17 protein-coding genes are annotated in these 14,276 nt (G+C 53.5%); 16 read left to right on the plus strand and 1 reads right to left on the minus strand.

Features of this window, described 5'->3' with window-relative positions; genetic code table 11:
* Positions 1-84: 84 nt before the first annotated feature.
* The 14 genes from QMF38_RS13805 (at position 85) to QMF38_RS13870 (ending at position 11,180) form a co-directional block, all read left to right on the plus strand.
* Positions 85-402 carry a rhodanese-like domain-containing protein gene (locus tag QMF38_RS13805; protein ID WP_232302325.1) on the plus strand — a complete coding sequence of 106 codons (318 nt, stop codon included), beginning with the start codon at positions 85-87 and terminating at the stop codon, positions 400-402.
* A 42-nt stretch (positions 403-444) separates the two neighbouring features.
* The gene (locus tag QMF38_RS13810; RefSeq protein ID WP_281759762.1) at positions 445-840 is read left to right on the plus strand and encodes a DsrE/DsrF/DrsH-like family protein; all 396 of its coding nucleotides are present in this window, start codon (positions 445-447) and stop codon (positions 838-840) included.
* Positions 841-878: 38 nt separating this feature from the next.
* Positions 879-1,466 (plus strand): sulfurtransferase TusA family protein, encoded by a 588-nt coding sequence (locus QMF38_RS13815; RefSeq protein ID WP_281759763.1) that lies wholly within the window; start codon positions 879-881, stop codon positions 1,464-1,466.
* Positions 1,463-2,602 carry an MBL fold metallo-hydrolase gene (locus QMF38_RS13820; protein ID WP_281759764.1) on the plus strand — a complete coding sequence of 380 codons (1,140 nt, stop codon included), beginning with the start codon at positions 1,463-1,465 and terminating at the stop codon, positions 2,600-2,602. Before QMF38_RS13815 ends, QMF38_RS13820 begins: the two co-directional genes overlap by 4 nt.
* Positions 2,603-2,724: 122 nt before the next feature.
* Complete coding sequence (locus QMF38_RS13825) at positions 2,725-3,525, plus strand: sulfite exporter TauE/SafE family protein (RefSeq protein ID WP_281759765.1); 801 nt, start codon at positions 2,725-2,727, stop codon at positions 3,523-3,525.
* A 71-nt stretch (positions 3,526-3,596) separates the two neighbouring features.
* Positions 3,597-3,857: a metal-sensitive transcriptional regulator gene (locus QMF38_RS13830; RefSeq protein WP_006446971.1), complete on the plus strand. Its 261-nt coding sequence runs from the start codon at positions 3,597-3,599 to the stop codon at positions 3,855-3,857.
* Between the two features lie 35 nt (positions 3,858-3,892).
* Positions 3,893-4,285, plus strand: coding sequence for a DUF302 domain-containing protein (locus QMF38_RS13835; RefSeq protein ID WP_281759766.1), 393 nt, complete (start codon positions 3,893-3,895; stop codon positions 4,283-4,285).
* Positions 4,286-4,372: 87 nt separating this feature from the next.
* Entirely contained in the window at positions 4,373-4,933 is a 561-nt protein-coding gene (locus QMF38_RS13840) for a class I SAM-dependent methyltransferase (RefSeq protein ID WP_309298706.1), read from the plus strand.
* 149 nt (positions 4,934-5,082) lie between these two features.
* Complete coding sequence (locus tag QMF38_RS13845; protein WP_390854715.1) at positions 5,083-6,456, plus strand: hypothetical protein; 1,374 nt, start codon at positions 5,083-5,085, stop codon at positions 6,454-6,456.
* Positions 6,457-6,900: 444 nt separating this feature from the next.
* A complete protein-coding gene (locus QMF38_RS13850; protein WP_281759871.1) occupies positions 6,901-8,196 on the plus strand; it encodes an MEDS domain-containing protein in 1,296 nt (431 codons plus the stop codon).
* 12 nt (positions 8,197-8,208) lie between these two features.
* Positions 8,209-9,132 carry a ribokinase gene (rbsK, locus tag QMF38_RS13855; protein WP_281759768.1) on the plus strand — a complete coding sequence of 308 codons (924 nt, stop codon included), beginning with the start codon at positions 8,209-8,211 and terminating at the stop codon, positions 9,130-9,132.
* A gap of 133 nt (positions 9,133-9,265) precedes the next feature.
* Entirely contained in the window at positions 9,266-9,799 is a 534-nt protein-coding gene (locus QMF38_RS13860; RefSeq protein ID WP_006446978.1) for an RNA polymerase sigma factor, read from the plus strand.
* A complete protein-coding gene (locus tag QMF38_RS13865; protein WP_281759769.1) occupies positions 9,796-10,308 on the plus strand; it encodes a zf-HC2 domain-containing protein in 513 nt (170 codons plus the stop codon). Before QMF38_RS13860 ends, QMF38_RS13865 begins: the two co-directional genes overlap by 4 nt.
* Positions 10,305-11,180, plus strand: coding sequence for a TMEM199/VMA12 family protein (locus QMF38_RS13870; RefSeq protein WP_281759770.1), 876 nt, complete (start codon positions 10,305-10,307; stop codon positions 11,178-11,180). Before QMF38_RS13865 ends, QMF38_RS13870 begins: the two co-directional genes overlap by 4 nt.
* A 45-nt stretch (positions 11,181-11,225) precedes the next feature.
* On the opposite strand, the gene QMF38_RS13875 is transcribed toward QMF38_RS13870, so the two are convergent.
* Positions 11,226-11,861, minus strand: a complete 636-nt coding sequence (locus QMF38_RS13875; protein WP_281759771.1) for an undecaprenyl-diphosphatase — start codon at positions 11,859-11,861, stop codon at positions 11,226-11,228.
* A gap of 178 nt (positions 11,862-12,039) precedes the next feature.
* On the opposite strand from QMF38_RS13875, the gene QMF38_RS13880 reads away from it, so the two are divergent.
* Together QMF38_RS13880 and QMF38_RS13885 are read left to right on the plus strand one after the other, a co-directional pair.
* Positions 12,040-12,669 carry a DedA family protein gene (locus tag QMF38_RS13880; protein ID WP_281759872.1) on the plus strand — a complete coding sequence of 210 codons (630 nt, stop codon included), beginning with the start codon at positions 12,040-12,042 and terminating at the stop codon, positions 12,667-12,669.
* Between the two features lie 205 nt (positions 12,670-12,874).
* Positions 12,875-14,236 carry an extracellular solute-binding protein gene (locus QMF38_RS13885; RefSeq protein WP_281759772.1) on the plus strand — a complete coding sequence of 454 codons (1,362 nt, stop codon included), beginning with the start codon at positions 12,875-12,877 and terminating at the stop codon, positions 14,234-14,236.
* The last annotated feature ends 40 nt before the right edge of the window (positions 14,237-14,276 follow it).

Consider the following 14,276-nt stretch of genomic DNA (forward strand, 5'->3'; position numbering starts at 1 on the left):
TGTTTGGATGTTTGTATACTATACCCCGTACCGTAATTAATGCGGTCATCGCCTAGAACCACAAATCGCGGGGGGTGAGTCATCGTGTTTGGGCGGAATAAAGTGCGTAATATCATCCCGACTGACCTTGAAGAACGGTTGAAACGGGGTGAAAAATTACAAATTATCGATGTGCGCGAACCGAGTGAAGTGGCCTCCGGTAAAATTCCCGGAGCCGTCAACATTCCGTTAGGACAGTTGCCACAGAGATTCAGCGAGATCGATCGAACTCGCGAAACGGTCGTCGTCTGTCGTAGCGGTATGCGCAGCACGAAGGCTTGCAAGTTTCTCGCGAGTCAAGGCTATGACAACGTCTGGAACTTGATGGGTGGTATGAGCGGTTGGAAAGGCCGTGTGCAGTAACCGGGGTTCAGCAAGATTTCCGAAATACAGGAGGGCATGAAAATGGGGAAACGAGTTGCCATTATCGCGTCGAACGGCGGCATTGAGAGCGCCTATAAAGTGTTGAATATTGCCATGGCTGGCGTTGCTACAGAAGCCGAAGTCGCGATTTTCTTCACGTTTGACGGTTTGGCCATCATTCATAAGCAATCAGAGCAAATGCTCAAGTTTACGCCGGAGCATGAGCATCTGGCGGAAGGCTTCAAAAAGGCCAACGTTCCATCCATTCGAGAAATGCTTGAAATGGCAAAAGAAAGTGGCGTAAAACTCATTGGCTGCCAAATGACGATGGACGTGATGGGCCTGACGAAAGACGATTTTGTCGATGGCGTGGAAGTCGGTGGTGCGGTGACGTTCCTTGACTTCGCCTATGACGCCGATGTGACGGTGACGTTCTAATTACACATATCTAAGCAAGAGACTAGGAGGGCGTATCCATGAGCGCGTACACGGTAGATAAAAGCATCGATTGCAAAGGGTTGTCTTGCCCAATGCCGATTGTTCGTACCAAAAAGGCGATCGATGAGATAGCGCCCGGCCAAGTGCTCGAAGTCGTCGCGACCGATCCTGGATCGGTCGCCGACGTAAAGAGTTGGGCGACGCGGACCGGGCATCAGTTTCTAGGGACCACTGAAGAGGGTGGCGTCTTTTATCACTACATTCGCAAGGCGATCCCGGAAGAACAAAAGCCGGAGACAACCTTTGCGAATGTCGTAAGCAACGATGTATTGGCGAGTAAACTGGGTAGCGATGCGGTCATTCTCGATGTCCGCGAACCGATGGAATATGCGTTTGGCCACGTGCCAGGAGCCAAGTTGGCACCGCTTGGTCAACTTGAGGGCATGCTTGGGGAATTAAAGGCTTATGCGGATAAGGACATCTACGTCGTCTGCCGGACAGGTAACCGCAGTGATGCGGCATGTCAGATACTTGCCGAGCACGGATTTACCCACGTGCACAATGTCGTTCCTGGCATGTCGGAGTGGCAAGATCCTATCGAACAATCGGAGGTGAAGCAATCATGACACAACAACTCCGCGCGGCCAGCGCGGCCGAAGTCTACGAACGGATTTTGCGCAAAGAGCCTCTTTTCATTCTCGATGTACGCAATGAGGATGCCTATGCCGACTGGCGGATTGAAGGGGAAAGTGTAACGTCGTTCAACGTGCCCTACTTTGACCTGCTCGATGGCGTGGACAGCGTACTTGGCAAGCTCCCGAAGGACGCACCGATTCTTGTCGTCTGCGCAAAAGAGGGATCGTCCAAATTCGTTGCCGAGCAGCTCGTGGAAGCAGGCCTTCACGACATAGCATATCTCGCCGGTGGCATGCAAGCGTGGAGCGAGTATCTACACCCAGTTAAAATTGGCGATCTCGCTTCTGGTGGGGCCATTTATCAGTTTGTGCGCGTCGGTAAAGGCTGCTTATCCTACGCGATTGTCTCCAATGGCGAGGCGGCGATTGTCGATCCGGCACGCATGACTGACGTCTATGTACAGTTTGCCAAGGAACAGGGCGTTGCCATCCGCTACGCAATCGACACACACTTGCACGCGGACCACATTTCGGGCGGTCGTCGTTTGGCAGACGCAGTCGGTGCAACCTATTTCCTGCCGCCAAAGGATGCCCCGGAAGCGACCTTTGTGTTCACACCTTTGGAAGAAGGAAATACGATTGCCGTTGGCCACAGCGTGATCGAAATCAAGCCCGTGTATTCGCCTGGGCATACCATTGGCAGCACGTCCTTGATTGTCGATCAACAATATCTCCTGACGGGCGACATCTTGTTTGTTGCATCGATTGGTCGGCCCGATCTCGCTGGTAAAGCTGGTGATTGGGCACCAGATTTGCGCAAGACGCTCTATCAGACGTATCGGCAACTTTCGCCTGAATTGCGGGTGCTACCTGCGCACTATGCTACTGAGGCAGAGTTGGACAGTGAAGGTCGCGTCTCTGCCCGATTAGGTGATTTGTACCAGGTGAATCCCGGGTTGCGTTTGGAGGACGACGCAGAGTTTCGCAAGGCCGTAACAGAGAACTTACCGCCGCAGCCGAACGCGTATCAGGAAATTCGCTTGACTAACATGGGCAAGTTAAACCCAAGCGATGCCGAGGCTAGTGAGATGGAAATCGGCCCGAATCGCTGTGCAATCCACGGCTGATATGGATGTTTGATGACGCAACATGCGCGGGAACGCCATTTTATTTTGCACATACACATACCCATGCATGTATATGTATATAAGCTGGCGTTCTCGGCGCATGTACGATAGGGAGGGTTACCATGATTCATCTGGCGTTATGGCAAACCATCTTGGCCGTGGTGAGTGGCGGGGTGGTTGGATTTACCCTCGGACTCATCGGTGGTGGTGGATCTATCTTAGCTGTACCGCTCCTTCTCTACGTTGTGAGGGTGCACGATGCGCACGTGGTAATTGGCACGACGGCTCTGGCTGTGGCGGTCAACGCCTGGATCAATCTGATTCCACACTGGCGCAGTGGGCATGTGCGCTGGCGACCTGCTATCGCGTTTGCCATACCAGGAGCCGTCGGGGCTATCATCGGTTCAGTCATTGGCAAGGCGGTGGACGGTAAGGCTCTTCTGTTTTTATTTGCCACACTGATACTTATCATTGCTGTTCGCACCTTGCTGCAAACGAGGCGCGACGATCGCGATACGTTTGCTGCGACTTCAGGCCGCCTGAACATGGGGCGCGTGATTGGAATGGGGGGCGCCACCGGTTTACTCTCAGGCTTTTTCGGAATTGGCGGGGGGTTTCTCATTGTTCCCGGGCTGGTCTTTGCAACGGGTATGGCGCTGATTGACGCCATCGGTAGTTCGCTCGTGTCCGTCGGCTCATTTGGGCTTACAACCGCGGTATCGTACGCAATTTCAGGGTTGGTGGCTTGGAAGGTGTTCCTTCTGTATGTGGTCGGCGGCGTGATCGGCGGGGTAGGCGGATCATGGGTCTCGACGAAGCTGGGCCATCAGAAGCGCATTTTACAAACCGTATTTGGCGTTGTGCTGATTCTCGTAGCGTTATACATGTTGTACGATAACTTGAGTAGCATGCATTGGTTGTAAACACACAAGCCGAAGGTCGAGCATGGCGAACGCACAACAGAGGTAGAATAGAGCGGTAAGGTGGGGTTAGGATGCAATACAACGATCAAATGAAAAATCGCTTAAAGCGGATTGAGGGCCAAGTTCGCGGCGTGATTGGCATGATGGAGCAGGAGAAAGGTTGTAAAGAAGTCGTCAACCAATTGACCGCCATTCGAACGGCGGTGGACCGGGTCATCATGTACGTCGTAGGTGAGAACATGGAGCAATGTATTCGCGAGGAACTCAACGGCGGTGGCTCGGCTGAACAAGTGATTAAAGAGGCCATCGATTTGCTCATGAAGAGCAGGTGATGGCAGGCGTCAGTTATCAAAAAGGAGTGTTATCTATGGAGGATTTTCATTTCCATGTCGCAACGCACAAAAGCGTAGACGACGCAGTTGAGGCGCTCGAAGGAGCCTTAAAAGGGCGTGGCTTCGGCGTTTTGTGGCAGATGGATATTCCATCGAAGCTTCAGGAAAAAGGCGTCGAGTTCACGAAGCCGTTCCGAATTCTTGAAGTTTGTAACCCTCATGAGGCTAAAGAAGTGCTGCTTCGCAACGAGCTAGTTGGTTACTTCCTTCCATGCAAACTCGTTGTGTACGATCACAACGGTGAAACGCTCATCGGGCTGCCCAAGCCAACCGCGCTTATGGGTGTTCTCGGGGACAACGAACTAATGGAGACGGCGCGGCGAATTGAAGCAACCTTGCAAGACGCTATTCGCGATGCGGCTCAATGACGCGGCTTAATGATGGGTTTACCTGATAGTGCCCACGAGGTGAGTGACCTTGTGGATGTGTCGTTGACACAAGTGTGGAGGTGCGCGATGGGACACCGATTTCATCCGAAACATGCGAACAAGCTTTTGGAAGCAGAGAGGCAGAAGCTTTTGCCACAGGCCGCGATTCTGGAACGGTTGGACTTGGAAGCCACGCATGTCGTGGCGGATGTCGGGTGTGGCCCGGGATATTTCACCATCCCAATTGCTCAAATCTGTAACACTGTGTATGGGGTGGATGTTTCGCCAGAGATGCTCGATATGTTAAGCAAACGGGCTGCCGAAGCTGGCCTTACGAATATAGCGCCGATGACCGCGCAGGCGGAGCGCATACCGTTGCCCGACGGCACGGCGGATCGCATCCTCTGCGCGTTTGTCCTACATGAGGTCGATGATTTGGATGGGACCTTGGCGGAATTTCATCGATTGCTGAACACCTCGGGGAAGCTGATGGTCATCGAGTGGGAAAAGCAGTCTATGGAAATGGGCCCCCCTACAGCAGAGCGGCTCGCAAAGGAAAGATTAACAACCAAGATAGAGGAGGCAGGCTTCCGCACAGAGCTGTGGAATCCCAACTCATATCACTATGTCATACTTGCACAGCGGTGAAAATACGCCCATTTCGGTAATTTGGGTTTCTCGGCGTAAGAAGTAAATTGACGGATGCTGAATACGGAAGAAGTTGTTCCTGAGTTCCCTTTTCTCCCCTAACATATCACCTCCCGGAATCGGGAACATCAGTGTTGGGAGGTGATTTCATGAAACGACAACATTGCCGATCCGCCCTCTTTGCCACACTGCTTACATCGGCTTTGCTCCCGTGTTCCGTGGCCATGGCTTCGTCAAGCCAGGCCCTCCATACGACGCAAACGAACGATTGGTACAACGCGGGGCAAGGTCCGAAAGTGTACGGCATGCGCAAATTTCCATACCCATATCAAGCCATGCTTGCCCTCTCATCAGATGCGGATAGCGAGACTTTACGCAAATTCAATCTCGTGCATCGATTTATCAATACGACTGAACAGACGCCTATCGGCCGTGGATTGGGTCTTGACTATGCGGACTCCATCTTCATGTTTAATGGCAATGATCATCAAGCGTTTATCGATCTCAACCACGTTCCGATGGCGAATGAGCTCACGTATTTCCGCGGCATCACGGCTCAACCCTATGCGGCATCTGTGCTGGATCGTTACGTCCAATGTGGCTGGGTCGATACGCTCCATACATACGGAGACTTCAGCCGCGTCGATGAGCACACGACCGTATTTCGCCGTTCGCTGGCCGCCACGGCAGCCAATGCTTTGGCCAAGCGCGGCGACCACATTGAAGTCTGGACCGATCACGGCAACAAGTCGAACGTCGACAACTTCGGATCGTATCGGCGTGCAGGTTTTTATCAGTATCAGCAGGGCGAGGTGCCGGGATCGCCCTATTACCACACGGATATCACAATTCCGCATGGCATTCATTTCGTCTGGCCCGACACGTCGAGCAATCAGTTCGTGCGCGATTCGGTCATCTTCCCTCTACGACTGGCGGATGGCCGAGGCGTGTGGGGATTTTGGCGCTATACGAACGAACACTACAGTCCGCAAGGCGCGGTGCGCTGGAACTGGACGCCGTATGGTTTGCATGAACAATTGACAGAACAGCATTTACGGGCATTGGAGGCCAAGCACGGCTACGCCGTGGTGGCGCAACACCTATGTGGCACGCCCTACCCAGGCGTTCTGCCAAAGGACGCGGTGGCGGCCTTGCGTCTTCTCGCAGCACATCAGCACGAGGGAAAGGTGCTTGTGGCGCGCACGAGTCGACTGCTTCACTACAACGTCGCCCAACAGTATGTCTCATACGACGTCACACATCAGTTTGGCAGGACATACATTCACATTCGTAAAATATCGGATCCGGTATTTGGTGCGCATCAGCCATCCATTGACGAAATACGGGGCTTGACGTTTTACACTTCAGATCCGGGGAGAACGGTGATTGAGTTGGGCGACAATCCGTTGCCAGCGGCTTTGATTCAGCACAATGCGAGCGACGGTGAGCATCCCAGCGTCGGCATTCGTTGGTTTCCTCCTGACACGGCCGATCACGCGTTGACTGTGCCCAATGTTCCATAAATTCCTGTCATTGACGAATTCGTTACATGGGCAGGGCAAACGCCGCCACGCATGTGTTGGATGCCTAGTATCCTGTAGCATCACCAGCCAAGAAAGGGGATAAAGGCATATGATGAAACCATGTCCGCCCATTGTTTGCCCGCCCGTGTACGAGTATCACGACTGCTACGTATGCCGGGAGGTACCTATTGTACAGCCGGTCATCAGGGTAAATCGGCGCATCGTCGTAAACGTGCCAAAATACTACGTGAAACCTGAAGTAAAAGACGTCGTTGTCGATCCCGGATGTCCTGGAGGTTGCTGATGGGTACGGGGCCGTCTGCCAGTCGGCGCTGCCGACAAGGCGGCCTCGCTGGTCGTTTCGCCAAACAAACACAGATTCTGCTACAATGGCGTTCGTCCAGTAAAACTCGATTGGGGTAAGGGGATTGGCTTCCGTTGGGTGTGCAATCTACCATCGCGCTCACGCACCAGTTGCATGTAGAGAATGGTGCGCATGTTTTGTACTTCTATATGAATAAGGACGTGTATATCGCGAATGCCATCGCGTTTATTGAAACGGCAATGGCGCAAAAGCAACACGTCGTTTTCATTGAATCTACGTCTTTGTGGTCGGATATGTCGCAAGTATTGTTGCAAAGGTATGGTCGGATACCAGACTGCGTTTCTTATGTCGACAATTGCGGATTTTATGGGATGACCGATGATTTTCATCCTGATCATGTTCATCGGCGCTTAAACCAAGCGGTTGATCCGTATATCACACAGGGCAGACCCGTTCGCCTATGGGGGCACGTGGATTGGACGGACGAAGTGGACATTGAGGAGAAATTATATCGCTACGAGTCAAGCTGTGATTTCACGGTCAGTGAGCTGGGCTTTCTCACCGTATGTGCCTATGACGCCAAGCAGGTACCGGCTTCGGTCCAAATCGAAATGATGCGGACACATCCGTATCTAATGACGGATCGTGAGCTGATCCGCAGCAATCTCTATGAGCACGCAGGGGAGAAACAATATGCATACCCTTCGCTGAGCGCGCAGGCGAAGTTGGAGTCAGAGATGGATTTATACAAGCAGAAGCTCGATTTTGTGCATGTCGTATCGCACGAGGTGCGCAATCCTTTAACGGTTATCCAGGCCTATGCCACGTTGCTCAGCGCCGACGAGCCCGATCCGGAACGGGCGAAGAAGTTGCGAACTATCGTCGACTACACAGTCGTGATTGATCACGAAATCTCACACATCATGACGACCGAGCAGATGCTCGCCGCAGAGTCGATTTGGCATAAACGCATTTTACATCCGCGCGCTGTGCTTGATGAAGTTCTACATATTATGGGGACCAAGGCTCGTACGCAAAATATCGAGTTGGTCGCCGAGATCGATGTCGCGCAGACGGTAACCTGCCTTGGCAATCGCTTGGGGTACAAGCTCATTTTTTCGAACGTCATCAGCAATGCTATCAAGTACAGCGACGAAGGGGGAACCGTCCGAGTCATCTGTCGTGTTGCGGAGCAGATGTTGCATTTCGACGTGATCGATTGCGGTGTCGGTATGACAGAGCAGCAGATGGAGAGGCTCTTCCGCAAGTATGAAAAGCAAAATGAAGACGAGAGTGGGCAGGGAATTGGCCTTTTTATGGTGAAAAAGCTGGTCGACGAATTTGCGGGTGACATTTCTGTTCAAAGTCGGTTAGGGGTTGGTACGCACGTCGGCATTCGACTGCCGGTCCTTTAGGGAGGGATGTGTATGCGGATTGCGGTCGTGGGAAGCATCAACATGGATGTCATGGCGTCGGTAGATCAGCTGCCCTCGCCTGGGGAAACAGTGGTTGCGCGCGGCGTACAGTATTCACCGGGCGGCAAAGGTGCCAATCAGGCGGTCGCAGCAGCACGGGCCGGTGCGGATGTCTGGATGATTGGCGCTACAGGAGGCGACCCGTTTGCTCAAGCTGCCCGCGACTCTTTGGCGAGTGCCGGTGTGGATATCGGGCATGTTGTGGACAAGCCTGGGGCAACCGGGTTGGCCATTATTGAGGTCGGAGCGGACGGAGAAAATCACATCGTGCTGGCTGCGGGGGCAAATGGGCTGCTGGAGCCCGCGGATGTCGCACGTGCCGACTCCATTTTGACGTCCTGCGATATGCTGTTGCTACAGAATGAAGTGCCTTGGTCCGCGAACCAGGAGGCGCTCCGTATCGCGAAGGCGGCAGGGGTGCGCGTTTTGTACAATCCTGCGCCGATGCGCAAGCTAACGGGGGAGGCCTTACGCGGCGTCGACGTGCTCGTGATGAATGAAACGGAAGCTGCCGCACTCATCGGAACGGTGCCACAGGGACTGGACGGGGACTGGTCAGTGCTTGGCTCACTAGCGGGTATCGGGATCGCAATCGTGGTTGTCACGCTTGGCGCGCAAGGGCTGGTCTGTTGGCAGCGCGACGGCCTGATTCGCTTGCCGGCGTTTCCTGTACGTGCCGTTGATACAACAGCGGCTGGTGACACGTTTATCGGGGCCTTTGCGGCAGCGTTTGACGAGCAAAACCTCGTTCGTGCTCTGCGCTTTGGCGCAGCGGCTGCCGCTCTCGCGGTGACAAGGCCTGGTGCCCAGGCGGCTGTACCGATGTACAGCGAGATCGAACGCATGCTGGAGGTGGATGGGGGTGAGTCCCAATAAGCCTGCCGGTGAACCAAACATGCACAAACGTAGTCTATGAAGACGAACGGCCGTACCGATGAAATGCTCATCTGTGTTTCATGCGGCTTGCTGTTGTTGGGTATTGGCCTGTCGCCGCCGGAGGTGATCTTGGTTGGAGCAAGCGGACCTCGACCTGATTCGTCAGGCGCGGCGCGGCAAACCCGAGGCGTTGGCGGACATCGTTCGCAATTATCAACAGTTTGTCTACCGGACTGCATACGGCGTCTTGCAAAACGCAACAGACGCAGAGGACGCAACGCAGGAGGCGTTCATTAAGGCGTTCCGATCTTTGAAGCAGTTGCGGGAAGAACGCACGTTTCCCACATGGCTTGCTCGCATTGCCGTTCGCGTTTCCCTCGACATGTTGGCCTCCCGCCAACGGCGCGCGCAGTCGCCGAGCGACGAGGTGAGTGCCGCGGTGTCGGGGGCAGAAGATGCGGCGGCGGCGAGGATCGACGTTGATCGTGCCTTGGCTCGCTTAAATGAAGAGCATCGTACGGTCATCGTGCTACGCGCGTTCCATGGGCTCGAGTACGACGAGATAGCACAGGTGCTCGACATTCCTGTAGGAACGGTGCGATCGCGCTTGCATCACGCACGCATGCAGTTGCGGCGGTTTTTGGGCGGCGAGAGGGGTGATGGATGATGGATCGTTGTCGCGATTGGGAGTCGTTACTGACTGCGTACGTAGACGGCGAGTTAAGCGCGGTGGAAGAGCAGCGTGTGCGCGCACACCTAGCCGTTTGCCCTGCCTGCGCGAGCTTGTTTGCCGACCTTCTGGCGGATGAAGAGCAGGTGGCGGCTTACGCCCAAACGATTGAGCCGCCCCTGGGACTTGAGGCACGGGTGGTGGCGGCACTTGCAGAAGAGCATCAGGTTGTACAGTCAAGGCGCCTTGTCTATGTCTACCTGTGTTGTTCAATAATTGGCCTGTGTGCGCTTGTCGGTCTCGTCGTGTCGCCGATTGGTTCGTTGGTGACACTTGCATTTCACTTCGCGTCAGCCGTGTTGCGCGGCTTAGTGTCGATACCGACCGCGGTGCATCAGCAGTGGCTGGTTGTGGCAGCGGCGTTCAGCCTGCTCCTTCTTGGCATCTCGCTATTTGGGACTGCGCGCCTGCTCAGGTCGTCGCGAAGAAGCGAGGTCCTATTATGAGGTGGCGGTGGCTGTACAGTTTGTGGGGCATGCTTTTATGTATTGCCATCGGCTCCGCCATCGTGCCGTCCGCGTTGGCGGCGCAGCGCACAACAAATGCAGGGCTCATCCGGACGAGCGCAACCCAAGTTCCCCCAGGGCAGGCCGTCGGCGACATTGTGGTCGTCGGCCACAATCTCACGATTGCAGGCATTGCGGATCACGTTCTTGTAATTAACGGCGACGTGACTCTGCTACCCACATCGCGCGTCGACATGGTGGTCGATCTCGGTGGGGCCGTGCACACGTCTCCTGGTGCGAAGGTTTACACAGTCTTCCATGCATCGCTTACCGATCCGTTTTGGAGTGGTGCGCTGGTTACCGGTCTTGGCGCCTTGGCCGTCTGGGGTGGTTTGTTAGCTGTCAGCATCGTCTTGACCCTGCTACTCACTGTGATTGCCGCGGCTTTGCGCGAAACCATTCGCGTGCCGTTAGCGGAAATGCAACGCTCTGTCCGGCGCGTCGGGCTTACGGGGCTGTTTGTCAGTGTCGGTGCCGTCGCATTTTGTGCGCTCTTGGCTGCGACACTGGTAGGCATACCGTTTGCCGTGCTTTGTTTCTTCTTGTATGCCGTTGCCGCTATCATCGGCTTGGCGGTCGTAGCGGTGTGGATTGGATATATGGTGATGACTGATCCGGCAAAGCGACCGGTGTGGGTGGTTGCGCTGGTCGGCGTCAGCCTGTTGGTGGCGTTTTGCAATATCCCATTTGTTGGACTGTTGTTGTTCTGCATTGCGTGGGTTGTCGGTGTCGGAGTGACTACCCACTGGCTGTGGATGCTGTGGAGCATGCGCAAAGGCAGACGGCGGCCGAGCAACATGGACAGCCAATGACGATAAAAAAGGCGGGCCAAACCGGCCCGCCTTTTTAATGATTCTTTATGCGGAGTGCTGTGTGTCGTGCTGTGCAGCTCCTGCCTTGACACCATAGCCGAACAGGCGTGCAACCAGGCGTGTAAGCGGCATGACTTGGCGCCCGAACAGCCACATGACCCGGCTCGCGATGATACCGATGACAGCACCACCAAGAACATCTGTCGGATAGTGTACGCCGACGAACACGCGCGCAATCATGACGATAATGGCCAGAACGGTGAATGGAACTGAAATCCACTTCGGCGTACGTCCCATGACGCCCGTCGCAAAGCCCCACGATCCGGAGGTGTGATCGCTTGGGAACGATGCATCAGCCGGGTGCGTGATGAGCTGTGTGAAGGAGCCCTTCGGAAATACCGTGAAAGGCCGCGGCCGGAACCAAATAAAGTGGGATATGATCACGTTGATAACAAGTGCCAGAATTCCAGAAAAGCCTGCCACGGCAAGCGCATTCCGTTGCTCAATGTCGCGCTTTGGCAAGGCGAACCATGCAGCGATAAACATGCAGGCGTAAAGTTCTAACGCGTCCTTTGCGAAGAAAATCATGATGTCGTCAAGCAAATGGCTGTGTCCAGCCAATCCATTGATCATATGGTATACATGGGTGTCAAATGGATTGACAGCAGCGGCGTGTATCATGGTCTCACTCCTATCGGCGGATATCATAACACGAACAAAGACGCAGTCGCGACACATTTGGTTCAATCTAACCTTGCATGTTTTTGGCGGTACTTGCGACTGTACTTGGTGAACTGCATTTGAGCGCAAGCCGTCTCTATGTCGTAGTAATCCGAAAGGGTTGCAATTCTCTTTGGAGGTGGCCATCATCCATCTCGTTTCGCTAATTGAGCATTATGGATATCTGGGCTTGTTTGTGATGTTGATGTTGGAGTATTTCATTTTGGTCGTTCCCGGCGAGACGGCTTTGACGACGACAGGTGTTTTGTCCCGAAGTGGCGTCTTGCATCTGAATATTGGGTGGCTCATTGTCGTGACAGCTTTGGGGACGTTTGCGGGATCGACCATTGCCTATGGGATTGGGCGCGTATGTGGGAGACCGCTGCTCGTCCGCTATGGCAAATATGTAGGGCTTACAGAGAAACGGTTGGCTAGCAGTGAACGCATGTTTCAAAAACAACCTTGGTTGATCCTTATCATTGCCAAGTATATCGCCGTCGTCCGCGATATTGTACCGTACCTTGCGGGTATCAATCGGACCCCGTTGCGCGTATTCATTCCGTTAAACCTATTAGCGTCAGGTTTGTGGACTGCGACGTTTCTTGCGCTTGGTGGCGTCATTGGAGGGTTGTGGAAGTTTGTTGACCACCACTGGCAAATCACCGTGATTCCAGCCGCAATTGTCGTGGTGGGCTGTGGTTACGGATACTGGTTATTGAAGAAACGCCTGCATGCGGCGCTGGATCATGAGCGGTCGGTGGAGGGGTAAATGTCTTAAAAGGTTACGGTTTGAGTAGGTACGAGAGAGAAATGAATCTCTTCTCGTGCCTTTTTTTTTTTCGACAGATTACCCAACAAAATAACGACTGGATACGTCAATGGAACGCACGATGGTACAACACGAATTTGGAGGAATTTCAGCGTTACGCATGAATATGATTACGTATATTTGTTTGACATCCGAATCAAGAGGGGTGTTCAGATTGAAACGAAAGACGGCTGTGAAATTTGGAATTGGCGTAGGTACCGTGTCTATCCTAAGCGGTTTGGTTAGTGCGTGTGGCGTGAGCAATGCTTCCGGACAAAGTGCAAAGGCTACCACTAATGTGACGCAGGCTGCGGCTAGTGCGGGCAAGCAAACGGTGACGATTTGGGACATTCAAACAGGTGCAGCACAGCAAGTGGTCATCAACATGTCCAACAGCTTTAACAAAACACATCCGAACATTCAGTCACAAGTTCAGTTCTTTGAAAACGATCCCTACAAGCAAAAAATCCAAATTGCGATGGGAGCCCACAATCCTCCGGATATTTTTGTCGGATGGGGCGGCGGCACGTTGGCGGCTTATGTCAAAGCGGGCGATGTGTACAATCTAACTTCGGCACTCAATGCAGATCCTTCATGGAAAAACCGCTTCCTCCCGTCTGTGATGAAACCGGTTACAATAGATGGGAAGATCTACGGTGTGCCGAATGACAATGTTCAACCGGTTATGATGTTCTATAACAAGCAAGTATTTAAACAGTATCATTTGACTCCGCCAAGCACTTGGACGCAACTGCTTTCTGACGTCAAAGTGCTAAAGAGTCACGGGATAGCTCCTATTTCGCTCGGCGGAAAAGATGAATGGCCCGAACTTATGTACGAGGAGTACCTGGTTGATCGTATTGGTGGGCCGCAGGTATTTGATGCTGTGTTGTCGGGCAAAAAGAACGCCTGGTCGAACCCAGCCTTTATCAAGGCTAATACCATGATTCAACAGTTGGTCAACGCTGGTGCGTTTGAACCGGGATTCAGTTCCGTTAGTTCAAATCAAAGTGAGGATGCCGCTCTTCTGTATACGAACCGTGCTGGGCTTTGGCTCATGGGTAGTTGGGGCTTTGCTACCATCTTGTCGAACGACAAGGCGTTTATACAACAAGGCAACCTTGGCTTTATACCATTCCCAAAGATCCCGGGTGGTAAAGGCAATGTCAATGACATTGCAGGTAATCCATCCAACTATTATTCCATCTCTATGGCGTCTAAGAACAAGGCTGCAGATGTCACGTTCCTGAAAGACGCGGTATTGAACAATCAGAACGTGAAGGATTGGATTAGCATCGGAGACGTCCCACCCGTTAAGGGAATCGAGGGTCAGCTGAAGCATGCAACCTACGGAGGATATCTGTCGTTCACATACGATCTCGTCAAGAACGCGCCCAACTTCCAGGCGTCTTGGGATCAGGCGCTGCCACCAGCAGAGGCCCAAGAACTATTAACGGATTTGAGTAAGCTCTTCCTGAATCAGATGACACCGCAGCAATTTTCGGCAGATATGAACAAGCATATGTAAAACCTTGCGGCCCCGCCAAGCGGGGCCACCGAAATTCAAG

Source organism: Alicyclobacillus hesperidum subsp. aegles (assembly GCF_027923525.1).
GTDB classification, from domain to species: Bacteria; Bacillota; Bacilli; order Alicyclobacillales; family Alicyclobacillaceae; genus Alicyclobacillus; species Alicyclobacillus aegles.

Coding starts and splice junctions, on each gene's coding strand:
- QMF38_RS13865 (WP_281759769.1), top strand. CDS start 9,796: ATGATGGATCGTTGTCGCGATTGGGAGTCGTTACTGACTGCGTACGTA.
- QMF38_RS13815 (WP_281759763.1), top strand. CDS start 879: ATGAGCGCGTACACGGTAGATAAAAGCATCGATTGCAAAGGGTTGTCT.
- QMF38_RS13845 (WP_390854715.1), top strand. CDS start 5,083: ATGAAACGACAACATTGCCGATCCGCCCTCTTTGCCACACTGCTTACA.
- QMF38_RS13810 (WP_281759762.1), top strand. CDS start 445: ATGGGGAAACGAGTTGCCATTATCGCGTCGAACGGCGGCATTGAGAGC.
- QMF38_RS13840 (WP_309298706.1), top strand. CDS start 4,373: ATGGGACACCGATTTCATCCGAAACATGCGAACAAGCTTTTGGAAGCA.
- QMF38_RS13830 (WP_006446971.1), top strand. CDS start 3,597: ATGCAATACAACGATCAAATGAAAAATCGCTTAAAGCGGATTGAGGGC.
- QMF38_RS13820 (WP_281759764.1), top strand. CDS start 1,463: ATGACACAACAACTCCGCGCGGCCAGCGCGGCCGAAGTCTACGAACGG.
- QMF38_RS13875 (WP_281759771.1), bottom strand. CDS start 11,861: ATGATACACGCCGCTGCTGTCAATCCATTTGACACCCATGTATACCAT.
- QMF38_RS13835 (WP_281759766.1), top strand. CDS start 3,893: ATGGAGGATTTTCATTTCCATGTCGCAACGCACAAAAGCGTAGACGAC.
- rbsK (WP_281759768.1), top strand. CDS start 8,209: ATGCGGATTGCGGTCGTGGGAAGCATCAACATGGATGTCATGGCGTCG.
- QMF38_RS13870 (WP_281759770.1), top strand. CDS start 10,305: ATGAGGTGGCGGTGGCTGTACAGTTTGTGGGGCATGCTTTTATGTATT.
- QMF38_RS13825 (WP_281759765.1), top strand. CDS start 2,725: ATGATTCATCTGGCGTTATGGCAAACCATCTTGGCCGTGGTGAGTGGC.